The sequence below is a fragment of the Roseateles sp. P5_E11 genome, assembly GCF_054049355.1.
This window is the reverse complement of record NZ_JBFUMO010000090.1, coordinates 1-14,938: the sequence shown is the minus strand read 5'-3', so window position 1 is coordinate 14,938 and position 14,938 is coordinate 1. Positions and strand designations below refer to the sequence as shown.

Here is a 14,938-nt window from a genome sequence, read left to right as displayed (position 1 = left end):
GGGCTACCCCGGTTCACTGAGTGCCGAAGTCGAGTACCGCCTGGACCCGCAGCGCCCAGTCCTCACGCTGCACTTCGGCGCCCGCGTGAGCGCGCCCTGCCCGGTCAATCTGACCAGCCATCCCTACTTCAATCTCGACGGCTCGGCAGCGCCCGTGCTCGGCCATCGGCTGCAGGTGGCCGCGAGCGCGATGCTGCCGGTGCGGCCCGACATGGTCCCGACCGGCGAAGTCGCCCCGGTCAACGGCACGCCCTTCGATTTGCGTCAGCCACGCCTCATCGGCGATGGCCTGGGCCAGGGCGAGCAGCAGGCGCGCGGCAGCGGCTACGACCACTGCTTCGTGCTGGACGAGAACGCCGCACGCGGCGAGGCGCCCGCCGCCGCGCTGGTCTCGGCCGACGGACGCCTGGCCATGCGACTCTTCACCAACTACCCTGGCCTGCAGGTCTGCAGCGGCAATTTCGTGCACCATGCCAAGGGCCGCGACGGCCTGCCCTTTTCACGCCATGCCGGCATCGCGCTGGAGCCGCAGTTCTTCCCGGACGCGCCCAACCACCCGGCCTGGCGCGAGCAGGGTTGCATCCTGCGCCCCGGCCAGACGCTGGCGCGCTGGATGCGCCTGGAGTTCGACGCCCTCGCCCGATGAAGCCGCTGCCCATGACCAAGACACCCGAAGAGCTGCGCAGCGCGCGCTGGTTCGCCAAGGACGATTTCCGCAGCTTCGGCCACCGCAGCCGTGTGCTGCAGATGGGCTATGCCGCCGAGGACTTCATCGGCAAACCCGTCATCGCCATCGTCAACACCTGGAGCGATGCCAACCAGTGCCACAGCCACTTCAAGCAGCGGGTGGAGGACGTCAAGCGCGGCGTCCTGCAAGCGGGCGGCTGGCCACTGGAACTGCCGGCCATTTCGCTCAGCGAAAGCATGGTCAAGCCGACGTCCATGCTCTATCGCAACTTCCTCGCGATGGAGACCGAGGAGCTGCTGCGCAGCCACCCGGTGGACGGCGCCGTGCTGATGGGCGGCTGCGACAAGACCACGCCCGGCCTCTTGATGGGCGCGCTGAGCATGGGCCTGCCCTGCATCTACCTGCCGGCCGGCCCGATGCTGCGCGGCAACTGGCGCGGCCAGGTGCTGGGCTCGGGGTCGGACGCCTTCAAGTACTGGGACGAACGCCGCGCCGGCCGCCTGAGTGACCAGGCCTGGGCCGAGATGGAGGCCGGCATTGCGCGCAGCCACGGCACCTGCATGACGATGGGCACGGCGGCCACGATGATGGGCATTGCCGAGGCGTTGGGCTTCACGCTGCCGGGCGCCAGCAGCATCCCCGCGCCAGACGCCAACCACATCCGCATGTCGGCGGAATGCGGCCGGCGCATCGTGCAGATGGTGTGGGGGGACCTGACGCCAGCGAAGTTGCTCAGCAAGGGCAGCTTCGCCAACGCGATTGCAGTGGCCATGGCCATGGGCTGCAGCACCAACGCCATCATTCATCTGGTCGCCATCAGCCGCCGCGCCGGGCTGCCGGTCACGCTGGACGACTTCGACGTGGCCAGCCGCCATGTCGGCGTCATCGCCAACATCCGGCCCAGCGGGGATGCCTACCTGATGGAGGACTTCTTTTACGCCGGCGGGCTGCCCGCGCTGATGAACGTCATGCGGGACAAGCTCGACCTCGGCGCGCTGACCGTCAACGGCCGCACGGTGGGCGAGAACGTCGCCGGCGCCGAGGTGTTCAATGCGGACGTGATCCGCGCGCTGGACAACCCCATCTACGCCGAAGGCGCGCTGGCCGTGCTGCGCGGCAACCTCGCGCCGGACGGCGTCGTCATCAAGCCCAGCGCCGTGGCCAAGCACCTGCTGCAGCACACCGGTCGGGCACTGGTGTTCGACGACTACCCCAGCCTCAAAGCCGCCGTCGATGACCCGGATCTGGACGTGACCGGCGACGACATTCTTGTTTTGCGCAACGCCGGCCCGAAGGGTGCCGGCATGCCGGAATGGGGCATGCTGCCCATCCCGACCAAGCTGCTGAAAGCCGGCGTGACGGACATGCTGCGCCTGTCCGACGCACGCATGAGCGGCACCAGCTACGGCGGCTGCCTGCTGCATTGCAGCCCCGAGGCCTTCATCGGCGGCCCGCTGGCGCTGGTGAAGACGGGTGACAACATCACCGTCGACGTGCCGGCCCGCCGCATCCACCTCAAAGTCAGCGATGAGGAACTTGCCGCGCGCCGCGCCGCCTGGACACCGCCGCCCGCGCGCTACGAGCGCGGCTACGGCTGGATGTTCGCCCGCCACATCCTGCAGGCCCATGAGGGCTGCGACTTCGACTTCCTTGAAACCCAGTTCGGCGCGCCGGTGCCCGAGCCGGTGATCTACTAAGAACTGCTTGCCCCACATGCTGAAGAACACAGCCACAGAGACACGGAGGCACAGAGAGAGCCGGATGCCTCTGTGTCTCTGTGCCTCTGTGGCTGTGTTCCTTGGCCCTTCCAATTGAGCCCCACATGAACCCCGACACCCGCAAGAAGCTGATGGGCGTCAGCACCGCCACGCTGTGCACGGCCCTGTTCAAGCGCGGCCTGCGCGGTCAGTTCATCCAGGACGTGCGCCCGCTGAACCCCGGCCTGCCGAACATGGTCGGCCCGGCTTACACGCTGCGCTACATGCCGGCGCGCGAGGACCTGAACGACATCAGCGTGTTCAAGGACCGCGCCCATCCGCAGCGCAAGGCCGTCGAGGAATGCCCGGAAGGCGCGGTGCTGGTCATCGACAGCCGCAAGGATGCGCGTGCCGCTTCGGCGGGCGGCATCCTGGTGGCCCGGCTGATGGTGCGCGGCGTGGCCGGCGTCGTCACCGATGGCGGCTTTCGCGACAGCCCCGACATCGCCCGCTACAGCATGCCGGCCTACCACTCGCGCCCGAGCGCACCGACCAACCTGACGCTGCACCAGGCCATCGCCATCAACGAGCCGATTGGCTGCGGCGATGCACCGGTGTTCCCGGGTGATGTGATCGTCGGCGATGCCGAGGGCGTCATCGTCATCCCGGCCCACCTGGCCGACGAGATCGCGAACGAAGCCGTCGAGATGACCGTCTTTGAGGACTATGTGCAGGACAAGGTGATGGGCGGCCGCAGCGTGCTGGGCCTTTACCCACCGACCGATGCCGACGTGGCCGCGGACTTCGCGGCCTGGCGTCAGCTCAAGGGGCGCTGACCTTCGGGCATCGCCTGTCGAGCACTTCGACAGGAAAGGCTTCGGCCATCACGCGATAGCCGRCCAGCGAAGGATGCAGGCCGTCGTTGTCGACCTCGGCACGCAGGAATGCCGGACGCGCCGGGTCGCGCATCAACGCATCGAAGTCCACCAGTGCATCGAAGCGTCCCGGCTCACGCAGCCAGGCGTTCAGCGCCTGGCGATCGGCCTCGTTCTCGGCTTGCGGTGAGTAATAGCCGCTGCCCGAATAGGGCATGACGGTCGAGGCGATCAAGCAGACGCCGCGTGAGCGGGCACGCTGGGCGAGGTCAGTGAAACCAGCCTTCATCTCGGCCAGCAGCGTGGCGCGAGACTCGGGCGTCGTCGGCCGGCCGCGGTGGCTGACGCCGAGATCGTTGACGCCGATCAGCACGACGGCATGCGTGGCACCAGTTCTTTCCAGCACGTCGCGGTCAAAACGCGACACGAGGTTGGGGCCGAGCCCGTCGCGCAGCAGGCGCCCACCGCCGATCCCCGTGTTGATGACCGAGACCTCCCGCTTCTCGGCCATCAGGCGACGCGACAGCACATCGGTCCAGCGTTGGTAGCTGCCCGACGGCACGCCATAGCCGTCGGTGATGGAGTCACCCGTCGCGACGAGGACGGGCAGCACTCTGGCAGCCCGCACGTCCAAGGCTGCCAGATGTCTCCAGCCTTCCTGGGCCACGGCCTCGGGCCAGTCCGCCGTGCCGACGCGATCGCCTGGCACCGCCCAACTGCGGATGCGCGAACCTGGATGCATACTGGCCTGCGCCGGCCCGGCCTGCACATGCATCTGCACGGCGACATCGGCCTGGCGTGGGACGGCGAATTCGATCACGTCGCTCCAGATCTCGGCATGCGCCGGCACGACGACTTCACGCCGACTCCCAAAGCTCAGCGAACGTAGGCTGGCCGCGTTGACCACCACGCCGTCCACCAAGGCCACGCTGGCCGCGCCCAGGGTCAGCGGCTCGGCGCCGAAGAGGTTGCTGATGCGCACCCGGAGGGCCCGCCCTGCGGCGTCCACGCGCACGATCTGGCGCAAGCTGACGTCGCGCAGGGGCTGGCGCCACGCGAGCGGGGCGTCAGCTGGCGGCGCCTGCTCCAGCTGCGCGCTGGCCCAGGCCGCCAGCCAGGTGCCGCCGGCATCGTCTCGCGGCGCGCCGGCGCACCCGGCCAGCAGCAGGATGGCAGTCAGCAGGCCGAATCGGAGGCTCGCTCGTGGAGATGGGCTCATGCCAAAATGATAGCGCAACCATTTGCTCGCCATCCAGGCGGCCCGGGGAGCGTGGTTGTTGCACCTGCAGGCCCTGTCCAGAACTCCCGGCTTGCCTTTTCAGCCGCGATCAGCGCCAGAGTCCTGCGCGCTTTTCATCCGCGTACCGGCGCCTGGGCCAACTGCGCCGACCACAGCGGTTGCGTCGCGAGTTCCGCGGCGGTGACGTCGTCAGCCGTCACCGCATATTCATTGCTGCTGCGCTCAACAAAATAGGCAGAGCGGTAGCGCTGCAGCAGTCCCCCGAGTGCCCTGCGGGCCTGATTCGAAGGGCCATTGAAGACGAGGGTCAGCGTGGTCATGGTCGGTGCTTTCATCAAGGGCCGAGGTCATCCCATCGGCCCTCCTTGAACGCCAGGCAACCCGTGCGGTTGACGTTCAAGGTTGATACAGCTTGTGAGCGCACCGCCCAGGCCAAGCGATACGGCCTACAGGCGGCCCATCAGCAGCAGCACCAACACGATCAGAAGAACCGTGAGCCAACGCCGCCTCGGGACGAAGCGCAGGCCCTGCCAGGACCCGCAGACATCCTCACATCCTCAAAACAGTTGACATGCCGTTCCCGCAGGCTTGATGGGCCTGCCGTGAAGGCGCACAGTGCCAGCCTCGCCAGGAGATCACGATGCGATTCAGCCGCCTCGCCGCACTGTCCCTGGCCATGCTGCCGCTCGGCGCCATGGCAGGGGCGCTGTACGGCACCGTCCGCTCGGACCATGGGCCGCTGGGCGCTGTACAGGTTCAGCTGGCCTGCCCCCGCTTCGGGCAGGGCGCACGCACCACGGAGGCGACGAGCGATGCCAACGGCAGCTTCGCGCTGCGCCTGCCCGTGAATGGCAAATGCGAGATGCGCGTGCAGCGCGGCACCAGCATCGGCCCGCCGTTCGAGGTCTATCTGTTCGAGAACCCCGTGCGCTTTGATTTCGTCGTCGGGCAGCGGCTGGAGAAGCTGCGGTGACGGTCAAGGAGGCGGACAAGGTCAACAACAAGGCGCAAGACAAGGGCAAGCCCGGCGAGAAGGACACCGGCGCCACTCGCCTGGAGTGGATCAAGGCGATCGGCATGCCGGCAGTGACGCTGATCGTGACGGTGGTGGGCGGCTACTACCTGACCGGGCTGCAGAAGGAACGCGAGACGCGCGAGGGCAACGAGAAGCTGTACGCGCAGTTGCTGACGCAGCGCGAGCAGTCTGACGCACAGATCCGCAAGGACATGTTCAACGTCGTCATCAGCAACTTTCTGAAGGAGCCCAAGAAGGGCGACCTCGAAACGCAGGTGCTGCAACTCGAACTGCTCGCGAGCAACTTCAACCAGTCGCTGGACCTGGCGCCTCTGTTCAAGGACGTGGCCCGCAAGCTGACAGGCAAGGACGCCTCGTCCACGCCGCGCAATGCCGAGTTCAAGAAGCGACTGGACCTCAGCGCGGCCAACCTGATCTCCAAGCAGGTCGACAGCCTGTCGCACCGGGGCTTCGCCAAGGGCTATCCACAGCCACTGGGCGGTTGGGCGGAGAACTTCGGCAAGCCCTTCATCGACGAGAAGGTCCCGTTGCAGCGCCTCATGCCGCGATCACGAGCGGCACCGGGCGGCAAAGGCGAATCCATTCACTTCCAGGTCGAGATCGTGGATGTGAGTCTGGAGCGCCGCGAGGTGGAGGTCAGGCTGCGCGTCGACTTCCCGGGTGACTCGGAACAGGACGTGGACCGGCATTTCTGGGTCAGCCAATACGACTTCCCCATGCTGGACAACACGCAGTTGCCGCAGGGGCTTCGCTGCTCCATCGTCATCACCGAATTCCTGGTGCCGGACGGCCCCGCGGACAGCCGCGAAGCCAACAGCGCCGTCAAGTTCCACCTGGTCGTCTTTCCTGCTGCGAGCGCCAGCTTCAAGGAACGCCAGGACTATGACGACGTGCTGACCGACATGTTGAGGTTCAGCGCCAACCGCGGCGAGAAGGAGGCAGCACGCCCATGAACACAATTCCACTGCCCTGCCGCCGCTCCTTGCTTTGCGGCGTCGTCCTGGTCCTGGCCGCGGCGCTGCGTCCACAGCACGCCCTTGCATACGCCGCGGCGTCGGCGCCGGCCGGCAATGAAGACGAGGCCCCCAAAGGCAAACCGCCAAAGGACAAGGATCGAGACCGGGACAAATCGACCACCCGGCTGGTCGTTAAGGTCAGTGGCAACGGCAAGCCCGTCAGCCACGCCGACGTGAAGGTCAAGGTCGGCGGCGGCGACGGCATCTCCCTCGTGACCAATGACCGCGGCGAAGCCTCGCTGACTCTCAACGCCCCGGGCGCGGCCGAAGTCCACGTGATTGCGCTGGGCTGGGCGTCCGGTCGCGGCGTCGTGGAACTCAAGGCCGGCGAGCCGACCTCGCTGCAGATCGAACTCAAGAAGTCGCAGTGAAGGCGGCTGCGGATAGCGCCCGGTGAGAAGGGCCCGCCGCGAAGCTCGGGCTCAGGGCGCGGCGATGCCGTCGATGCGGTCCAGGCGCACGATCATGYGGCCAAACTGCTGATTGCGCAGTTCAACCCACAGCCCCGGTTCGATGCGCGTCACCGCGCCCGAGATCGTCTGCCCGGCCACGTAGAGCGTGATGCCGCGCTTGTCCTGCAGCGCCGTGGTGAGCGCCTGCTCGATGCCTCGCGTGGCATCGGTTGCATGAGCCACGCCCGACACGAAGGCGCAGGCGACGACGAGCGCGGCCAGCGCACGGCGTGAGGAAAAGGGACGGGACGGTTGCACAGACATGGCAGGGCTCCTGAATGCTGGTTGGACGGGCCTTGACTGTGCTCGACGCGGGTCACCAGGAAACGTCAGGCGAGGCAGGGGTTTGTTTCGTTTGTTGTTCGTACCGATCTTGAGAATCAGACACGGCTGACGCTGCGCCACCCTCGCCTGGCGCAGCATGGGCCCCAAGGAGACCACAGCCGTGATCGCAAGCTTGCTCGGCCCGTTGCTGGGTCGCTGGGCGTTTGAACCGTTCGCCAAGGCCTTGCCCCAGATGGGCGACACCGAGCGCGCGGCGCTGGAGGCCGGCACGGTGGGTTTCGAAGGCGCATTGTTCGCCGGCGCGCCGGACTTCGATCGCCTGCTCGCCATGGCGCCCAACCGCCTGACGGCGGACGAGCGGGCCTTCCTGGACGGCGACGTGCGCGAGCTGATCGCCATGCTCGACGACTTTGCGATCGACGAGGCGCACGACCTGCCGCCCGAGGTGTGGCGCTTTCTGCGCGAGCGGCGCTTCTTCGGCATGATCATCCCGCGCGAGCAGGGTGGCCTGGGCTTCGGCCATTTCGCCCACGCCGCCGTGGTGACCCGTATCGCCACCGTCAACGTGGCCACCGCCGTGACCGTCATGGTGCCCAACTCGCTGGGCCCGGCCGAACTGCTGCTGCGCTACGGCACGGACGCGCAGAAGGCCCACTACCTGCCCCGCCTGGCGGACGGCCGCGACCTGCCCTGCTTCGGCCTCACCTCGCCCTACGCCGGTTCCGACGCTGCGGCCATCCCAGACACCGGCATGCTGACCGAGCGCGAGATCGACGGCCACACCGTGCGCGGCTTCAGCGTGCGCTTTGACAAGCGCTACATCACGCTCGCACCGGTKGCCACCGTGGTGGGGCTGGCCTTCCAAGCCGTGGACCCGTCGCGCCCGCCGGCGGAGCAACATCTCGGCATCACCTGCGCACTGATCCCCGTGCCCACGCCGGGGCTGGAGATCGGGCGCCGCCACCGGCCGATGAACTCCGCCTTCATGAACGGGCCCATCCACGGCGACGATGTGTTCGTGCCCATGGACTGGGTCATCGGCGGCGAGGCTCAGGTGGGCCAGGGCTGGCGCATGCTGATGGAATGCCTCGCTGCGGGGCGCGCCATCTCGTTGCCGGCGTTGGGCGCGGCCATGCAGCAGACAGCGCTCTACGTGATGACGGGCTATGGCCGCATCCGCGAGCAGTTCGGCCTGCCCATCGCGCGCTTCGAGGCCATTGCGGGTCTCATAGCCCGCACGGCGGCGGATCTGTACGCGTCCGACGCCGCGCGCCGCTACACGGCAGCGGCACTCGACGCCGGCGAGCGGCCCAGCGTGGCCAGCGCCATCCTCAAGGTGCAGCTCACCGAGGCCGGCCGCCGCGCCGTCAGCACGGGCATGGACGTGCTGGGCGGCAAGGGCATCATCAGCGGCCCGAGCAACCTGCTGGGCGTGGCCTATCGGCATGCGCCCATTGCCATCACGGTGGAAGGCGCCAACCTGCTGTCGCGGGCCCTCATCATCTTCGGCCAGGGCGCCGTGCGCTGCCACCCACACGTGATGGACGAAATGGCTGCCGTGCAGGCCAAGGACGAAGCCGCGCTGGGCCGGGCCCTGCTGGGCCACGCAGGCCACGTCGCGCGCAACCTCGGCGCCAGCCTCTTCGGCGCCGGCCTGAAGGGCCGTGTGCCGCCAGGGCTTGAAAAGGAAGCCCGGCTCATCGCCCGCTTGTCGGCCAAATACGCGCTGACGGCCGACCTCGCGATGGGGCTGCTCGGCGGGCGGCTCAAGCGCATGGAGCTGCTGTCCGCGCGGCTGGGCGATGTGCTCTCCCACCTCTACCTGGCGGCGGCCAGCGTGTGGCGCTTCAAGGTGGAGGAGCAGGGCGAGGGCGACCCGAAGATGCTGCCATTCGCCCGGGCCGCCATCCGCTTCCAGCTCGAAGCCGCCGCGGCCACGCTGCGAGATCTGCACGCCAACATGCCTTCGGGCGCGTTGAAGGCGCTGTCGCCGCTGCTGCTGCACGGCACCCGCCACCTGGCACCGCTGCGCGATCGCGATCTCGTTGCGCTGGCCGAATCACTGCGCACCGATCCCTCGCTCGTGGCCCGCCTGTGCCCCGACTTCACCCCGCCGGCCACCGGCGGGCTGCGCGACCTGGCCGACGCGCTGCGCCTGGCCGATGCACTGGGCGGCGCCCCGGCCGAGGAGGTCACCGAGCTGAACCGCGCACTGCGCCGCACACACTCACTGGAAGCCGCCGCCGCCAGCTCGCGCGACCCCGAGGCCGCGCTGGCCTATCTGCGCGCGGCGGACAAGGTCATTCAGGTGGACTGACGCGACGAAGCAAGGTCTTCCTGTGGGCAGCGTCATTGGGCCTGAAAAATCACTCCTCCCAGCGAAACCGCCAGATCGCCAGCAGCCCGAAGGCTGCGCTGAAGCCCAGCATCACCGCGCTGGGCAGCAGCGCCGCGGCGAAGGGCTGACCGCGCCACGTCATCGCATCCAGCGCATCCACGGCCMAGCGTGTCGGCACGGCCAGCGAGACCGTCTGCAACCACTCCGGGAAGATGAAGGCCGGTACCCAGGCGCCGCCCAGCATGACCATCAGCAGCGTGGCCAGGATGGCCAGGCCGCGTGTGGCCTCGGGCGTGCGGCCCAGTGCCGCGATGAGCAGGCCGAAGCTGGCCGTCAGCAACGCAAAGCAGGCCAGCACCAGCGCGAAGCCGGCAGGGCTGCCGAGCACGCGCACGCCGAAGGCGGCGATGGCCACGACGTAGATGATGGTGAAGACGATCAGCGAGATCAGCGCGCTGGCGGCGATGCGACTGCCCAGCAGCTGGGCGCGCGACAGCGGTGCCGCGCGCAGCCGCTTCCACAGGCCCAGGCGGCGCATCAGCAGCAGGCCCATGCCCATCTCTACGCCGCTCATCAGGATGAACTGCACGCCCATGCCGGCGAAGGAGTGGGCATAGCTGTTGTAGGCCACGGGGGCGGCATTGGCGCTGGATTGCAGGGCCTCGACCTCGCGCGTCGTGTAGGGCATGGACAGGCCGCCCGCCGCCGCCGCGGAAGCACCGCCCGGAGGCTGAGCGGCCTCGCGCTTTTGCACGGCGCCGATGCTGTCGAACATGCGCACAAGCTCGGCCCGGCGTTCGGTGTCCAGGCCTTGCGAGGTCTCGACCTGTTGCTTCATGTCCGCCAGCACGGGGCTGCCGGCGCTGAAGGTGCTGCGGCTGACCTCCTGCATCAGCGTCTGCGCCAGCAGCCCGCGCACGACGGCCAGGGCGCTGGCCTGCGAGGGGTCGTAGTGCAGCACGATCACGGGCTTCGGGCTGGTGCCGAACATGGCGCCCGCCGCCTGCTGGCCCAGGCCCTGCGGCAGGATGGCCGCGGCGCGCAGCTTGCCGGCGCGCACCTGCGCCACGACGTCGGCCTCATCGGTGACCGTGGTCTTCAACGCGGACTCGGCCTGCAGTGCCGCCACGACGCGCTGCGACAGCGGGCTGTGGTCCAGGTCGACGACACCGACGGCGATGCCGGCCATCTTGCTGCTGGAGCCGAACAGGCTGCCGAAGAAGGCGGCGATGAGGATGGGCGCGACGATGCTCATGAGCAGCGCGCGGCGGTTGGAGAAGTGCAGCTTCAGTTCTGCACGGACGAGGGCGAGGATGGCTTGCATGGGTGTCCTCTTCAGTCGCGCAGGGCGCGGCCGGTGAGTTGGAGGAAGACGTCTTCAAGCGTCGCGCGGGCCGAGGCGAGACCGCGCACCCTGACACCTCGCTGCGCCAGCGCGGCCAGTACGGCGCCGGCGTCGCGGCCGATGTCGGCGACGCTGACGTCCAGCCGCTGGCCCACCCGCCTGACATCGGGAAAGCCGGCCAGGCCTTGCAGCGCCGCATCGTTGGGCTCGCCGTCGATCTCGACGTGCAGCGTCTGCGCGGCCGGCAGCAACGCGAAAAGCTGGGCCTGGGTGCCGCTGGCGACGACGCGGCCATGGTCGATGATGACGAGGCGGTCGGCCAGGCGCTCGGCCTCCTCCATGTAGTGGGTCGTGTAGATCAGCGCCTTGCCGGCGCGCTTGAGCATCTCCAGGTTGTCGAAGATGGCGTTGCGGCTTTGTGGGTCGACGCCGGCCGTGGGTTCGTCGAGCAGGATGATCTCGGGGTCGTGGATCAGCGCGCAGGCGATGTTGAGCCGCCGCTTCATGCCGCCGGAGAAGGTCGAGGGCTTGTCCTTGGCGCGGTCCGACAGGCCCACCATGGCCAGCACCTCGTCGGCGCGGCGCTTCAGCAGTTCAGGCGCCATGCCATAGAGGTTGCCGAAGAGCTCCACGTTCATGCGCGCCGGCAGTTCCTCGTACAGCGCGATGTCCTGGGGCACCAGGCCGATGCGGCGCTTGTAGCCGGCCTCGTCGCTGGCGAGACTGACGCCGCCGGACAGCGTCACCGTGCCGGCACCGGGCACCGTCAGGCCGCAGATCATGCCGACCGTCGTCGACTTGCCAGCGCCGTTAGGGCCGAGCAGGCCCAGCACCTCACCAGCCCGCAGCTCAAGGCTCACTTCATGCACGGCCACGCGGTCGCCATAGGCCTTGCGCAGGCCGCGGGCCACCAGCACGTCTTCCTTCATTGCCGCCTCCTTGGGTTCCGAATGGGCGCGATGCTAGACAGCGGCCGGGCGGCGCGCGCCTGCCATGCGACGAACGGCAAGCATCGGGCGCGGCTGAACGGCACGGCGCGCCAACTGTGAAAACTGGATTCGGCGGTCGATACTGCCTGGCATGAAGGCACGCATCGGCATCATCGGCACGGGCTGGGTCGGCACCAGCGTCGCGTTTTCAACGCTGCTCGCCGGGCATGCGCGCGAACTGTGGCTGTGCGACCAGCGCGCCGCCGTGGCCGAGGGCGAGGCCATGGACCTGGCCGACGGTGCGGCCTTCTACCCGCGCTGCGCCGTGAGTGCCGTGCCGCTGGCGCAGATGCGCGAGGCCGACATCGTCGTGCTGGCCGCCGGGCGCAACGGCCGGCCGGATGAGAGCCGGCTGGACCTGCTGCGCGACAACGCCCGCATCGCCGCCGGCATGGGCCGGGCGCTGGCCGGCTTCGGCGGCATCGTCATCGTCGTGACCAACCCGGTCGACGTGCTGACCCGCGTGGTCGCCGCGGCCGCCGGCCTGCCACCGGAGCGTGTCATCGGCACCGGCACGCTGCTGGACACGGCGCGGCTGCGCGAGCGGCTGGCCATGCACCTGAAGGTGTCGCCGACGTCGGTGCATGCGCAGGTCGTGGGCGAGCATGGCGACTCGTCGGTCGTGCTGTGGTCCGGCGCGCGCGTCGGTGGCGTGGCGCTGCGCGACTGGGCCGGCTGGCCGGCGGACGAGGAAGCCACGCTGGCGGGCCACGTGCGCCGCGCGGCCTACGACGTCATCCAGCGCAAGGGCGCCACCAACCACGCCATCGGGCTCGTCACGAGCGAGCTCATCGGCGCCCTCGTCAACGATGAGCGCCGGCTTCTGCCCGTCAGCCGCGTGCAGGAGGGCGCCTGTGGCATCCGCGGCGTGGCGTTGTCCCTGCCGGCGCTGGTGGGCGCGGGCGGCGCGGTGCAGGTGGTGGAGCCAGCGATGGATGCGGCCGAGCGGGCGGCGTTGGCGGCGTCGAGCGCGGTGCTGGCGCGAGCGTTCGCGTCACTCGCCGCCGGCGCCTAGGCCAGCTTGGCGGGCCCCCATGCGGGCCGGCTCGCAGCCTTTGCGCGCTGCGGGCTGCGGCGCTTGACACCGCTGCCGACGCGCGCCGCGGCGGCGCGTGGTGCCAAAGGCGCCGCGGGCTCGTGCGCCGGGCTGCTCTGAGCCAGCTTGAACACTTCGACCGTCTGCACCAGCCGCAGTGCCTGCACCCGCAGGCTCTCCGCCGCCGCCGCGCTTTCCTCCACCAGCGCGGCGTTCTGCTGCGTGACCTGGTCCATCTGACCGACGGCTTCACCCACATGGCACACGCCGGCACTTTGCTCCGTGCTGGCCGCGCTGATCTCGACCATGATGTCGGTCACACGCTTGATCGAGTTGACCACTTCCGTCATCGTGGCACCGGCCTGATCGACCAGCGCTGTGCCCTGCTCGACACGCTGCACGCTCGCTCCGATCAGGCTCTTGATCTCCTTGGCGGCGTTCGCCGATCGACCGGCCAGGCTGCGCACCTCGCTGGCGACGACCGCGAAGCCGCGGCCCTGCTCGCCGGCGCGCGCCGCTTCCACCGCCGCGTTCAAGGCGAGGATGTTGGTCTGAAAAGCGATGCCGTCGATGACGCCGATGATGTCGGCAATCTTCTTCGAGCCGGCGTTGATCGCCTTCATGGTGTCGACGACCTGGCCGACCACTTCGCCGCCCTTGATGGCGATGACGCTGGCGCCCTGCGCGAGTGCGTTGGCCTCGCTGGCGTTGTCGGCGTTCTGCTTGACGGTGGCGCTGAGTTGCTCCATCGAAGCTGCGGTCTCCTCGAGCGCCGAGGCCTGCTCCTCGGTGCGCTGGCTCAGGTCGTTGTTGCCCTGGGCGATCTGTGCCGATGCGGTGGCGACCGCTTCGGAGTTCTCGCGCACGCCGGCCACCACGCGGGACAGGCTCTCCTGCATCTCCCGCAGGCGCGCCAGCAGGCTGGTCGTGTCGCCTGGCCTGTGGTTGTTCATGGCTGCGCCCCATGCGAGCGAAGGTCTCCTCAGGGCTCCTTGCCATCACCGGTGCGCGCGCCCCGGGGCGCTTCGCCCAGGATCCGCGCGACGGCCTGCCGCAGTTCCTCGTTCTCGAAGGGTTTGGCCAGCGCGCCATGCGCGCCCAGCTCGAGCGCCTGCTGCAGACGTTGCTCGCTCTCGCCGGAAACGACGAGCACCTTCAGCGGAAACGGCGGCGGCTGCTCGCGCAGGAAGCGCAGGACGCCGAAGCCGTCGATGCCGGGCATCTGGAGGTCCAGGGTCATCAGGTGCGGCTTGAAGACGTGCAGCATCGACCCCGCCAGGAAGCCGTCGCTCGCGGTGGCCACCTCGAAGCCTTCGCGCTTGAGCGCCCGCTTGATCGCGCTGGCCATCGCGGCTTCGTCGTCGACCACCAGGATGCGTTTGGCTTGCCCGGGCATGTCATCGGGATCAGGAATGCCATGCACGCTMATGAACCGGCGMAGTTCGGTCGCGAGGACGCGATAGTCGCCACGGCCAGGCAACCGATAGGCCTGCAGCTCGTTGCGCTCGATCCATCGAATCACCGTCCGAAAGCTCACGCCGCATATCCGCGCAGCTTCACTACTCGTCAAAGTCTCATTCACGGCGGCTGCTCCTGATTTGTTGCTGTCAGATTAGGGCCGTGTGTCACGTTAGTCAACAACGTGGCGTGCGCCTGATTTCACGAAAGAGCCGGCAGTGGTGGGGTGGCGACTGGCCCTGCGGCTTGTCGCTGCGCGCCGCTTGGCGTTGATCGGCGGCCGGCGGTGTTCACGAGCCAGCCAACCGCATCCCCATACGGTTGGCCCTCGCCGAGCACCGCGGCAAGCGTGAAGGAACGGGCGGGTCGAACGAGCAGCAGCCGCTCTGACGGCGTGATGAGCGCCGCTCAGAGCGGTGAGCGGGAATCCGGCATGCCCGAGAGGGCGTTCCGCGCGTTGGCTTGCCTCTCGCCCTCTCAGCC

14 protein-coding genes and 1 pseudogene are annotated in these 14,938 nt (G+C 68.8%); 8 read left to right on the top strand and 7 right to left on the bottom strand.

Annotated elements, in window-relative coordinates; genetic code table 11:
* The 3 genes from ACXJKR_RS09645 to ACXJKR_RS09635 form a co-directional block, all read left to right on the top strand.
* A partial coding sequence (locus ACXJKR_RS09645) for an aldose epimerase family protein (protein WP_457322664.1) occupies positions 1–646 on the top strand: 646 nt, incomplete at its 5' end.
* 11 nt (positions 647–657) lie between these two features.
* Complete coding sequence (araD, locus tag ACXJKR_RS09640) at positions 658–2,385, top strand: L-arabinonate dehydratase (protein ID WP_457322663.1); 1,728 nt, start codon at positions 658–660, stop codon at positions 2,383–2,385.
* Positions 2,386–2,510: 125 nt separating this feature from the next.
* On the top strand, positions 2,511–3,221 hold the full coding sequence (locus tag ACXJKR_RS09635) for a ribonuclease activity regulator RraA (RefSeq protein ID WP_457322662.1): 711 nt from the start codon (positions 2,511–2,513) through the stop codon (positions 3,219–3,221).
* On the opposite strand, the gene ACXJKR_RS09630 is transcribed toward ACXJKR_RS09635, so the two are convergent.
* Both ACXJKR_RS09630 and ACXJKR_RS09625 read right to left on the bottom strand, forming a co-directional pair.
* Positions 3,208–4,479, bottom strand: coding sequence for an SGNH/GDSL hydrolase family protein (locus ACXJKR_RS09630; protein ID WP_457322661.1), 1,272 nt, complete (start codon positions 4,477–4,479; stop codon positions 3,208–3,210). The two genes, ACXJKR_RS09635 and ACXJKR_RS09630, sit on opposite strands and share 14 nt — an antisense overlap.
* Positions 4,480–4,613: 134 nt before the next feature.
* Positions 4,614–4,820, bottom strand: coding sequence for a hypothetical protein (locus tag ACXJKR_RS09625; protein WP_157282173.1), 207 nt, complete (start codon positions 4,818–4,820; stop codon positions 4,614–4,616).
* Between the two features lie 320 nt (positions 4,821–5,140).
* On the opposite strand from ACXJKR_RS09625, the gene ACXJKR_RS09620 reads away from it, so the two are divergent.
* Genes ACXJKR_RS09620 through ACXJKR_RS09610 form a run of 3 tightly spaced genes read left to right on the top strand, consistent with a single transcriptional unit; the run spans position 5,141 to position 6,923 of the window.
* Positions 5,141–5,473 (top strand): hypothetical protein, encoded by a 333-nt coding sequence (locus ACXJKR_RS09620; RefSeq protein ID WP_457322660.1) that lies wholly within the window; start codon positions 5,141–5,143, stop codon positions 5,471–5,473.
* Complete coding sequence (locus ACXJKR_RS09615; protein ID WP_457322659.1) at positions 5,470–6,489, top strand: hypothetical protein; 1,020 nt, start codon at positions 5,470–5,472, stop codon at positions 6,487–6,489. Before ACXJKR_RS09620 ends, ACXJKR_RS09615 begins: the two co-directional genes overlap by 4 nt.
* A gap of 29 nt (positions 6,490–6,518) precedes the next feature.
* Positions 6,519–6,923, top strand: a complete 405-nt coding sequence (locus ACXJKR_RS09610; RefSeq protein ID WP_457322658.1) for a carboxypeptidase-like regulatory domain-containing protein — start codon at positions 6,519–6,521, stop codon at positions 6,921–6,923.
* Positions 6,924–6,974: 51 nt separating this feature from the next.
* On the opposite strand, the gene ACXJKR_RS09605 is transcribed toward ACXJKR_RS09610, so the two are convergent.
* Positions 6,975–7,268: a hypothetical protein gene (locus ACXJKR_RS09605; protein ID WP_457322657.1), complete on the bottom strand. Its 294-nt coding sequence runs from the start codon at positions 7,266–7,268 to the stop codon at positions 6,975–6,977.
* Between the two features lie 181 nt (positions 7,269–7,449).
* Between ACXJKR_RS09605 and ACXJKR_RS09600 the strand changes: the two genes are divergently transcribed.
* Positions 7,450–9,606: an acyl-CoA dehydrogenase gene (locus ACXJKR_RS09600; protein WP_457322656.1), complete on the top strand. Its 2,157-nt coding sequence runs from the start codon at positions 7,450–7,452 to the stop codon at positions 9,604–9,606.
* Between the two features lie 49 nt (positions 9,607–9,655).
* Here the strand turns inward: ACXJKR_RS09600 and ACXJKR_RS09595 are convergent, their stop codons facing one another.
* Both ACXJKR_RS09595 and ACXJKR_RS09590 read right to left on the bottom strand, forming a co-directional pair.
* On the bottom strand, positions 9,656–10,951 hold the full coding sequence (locus ACXJKR_RS09595) for an ABC transporter permease (protein ID WP_457322655.1): 1,296 nt from the start codon (positions 10,949–10,951) through the stop codon (positions 9,656–9,658).
* An 11-nt stretch (positions 10,952–10,962) separates the two neighbouring features.
* Positions 10,963–11,901, bottom strand: a complete 939-nt coding sequence (locus ACXJKR_RS09590; protein ID WP_457322654.1) for an ATP-binding cassette domain-containing protein — start codon at positions 11,899–11,901, stop codon at positions 10,963–10,965.
* Positions 11,902–12,052: 151 nt separating this feature from the next.
* Here ACXJKR_RS09590 and ACXJKR_RS09585 point away from each other — a divergent pair, with 151 nt between their 5' ends.
* Positions 12,053–12,976, top strand: coding sequence for a lactate/malate family dehydrogenase (locus ACXJKR_RS09585; RefSeq protein WP_457322653.1), 924 nt, complete (start codon positions 12,053–12,055; stop codon positions 12,974–12,976).
* Here ACXJKR_RS09585 and ACXJKR_RS09580 read toward each other — a convergent pair.
* A pseudogene (locus ACXJKR_RS09580) lies at positions 12,973–13,929 on the bottom strand (methyl-accepting chemotaxis protein); the annotation flags it as partial. The gene ACXJKR_RS09585 and the pseudogene ACXJKR_RS09580 sit on opposite strands and share 4 nt — an antisense overlap.
* 50 nt (positions 13,930–13,979) lie before the next feature.
* Complete coding sequence (locus tag ACXJKR_RS09575) at positions 13,980–14,579, bottom strand: response regulator (RefSeq protein ID WP_457322652.1); 600 nt, start codon at positions 14,577–14,579, stop codon at positions 13,980–13,982.
* Positions 14,580–14,938: the final 359 nt, after the last annotated feature.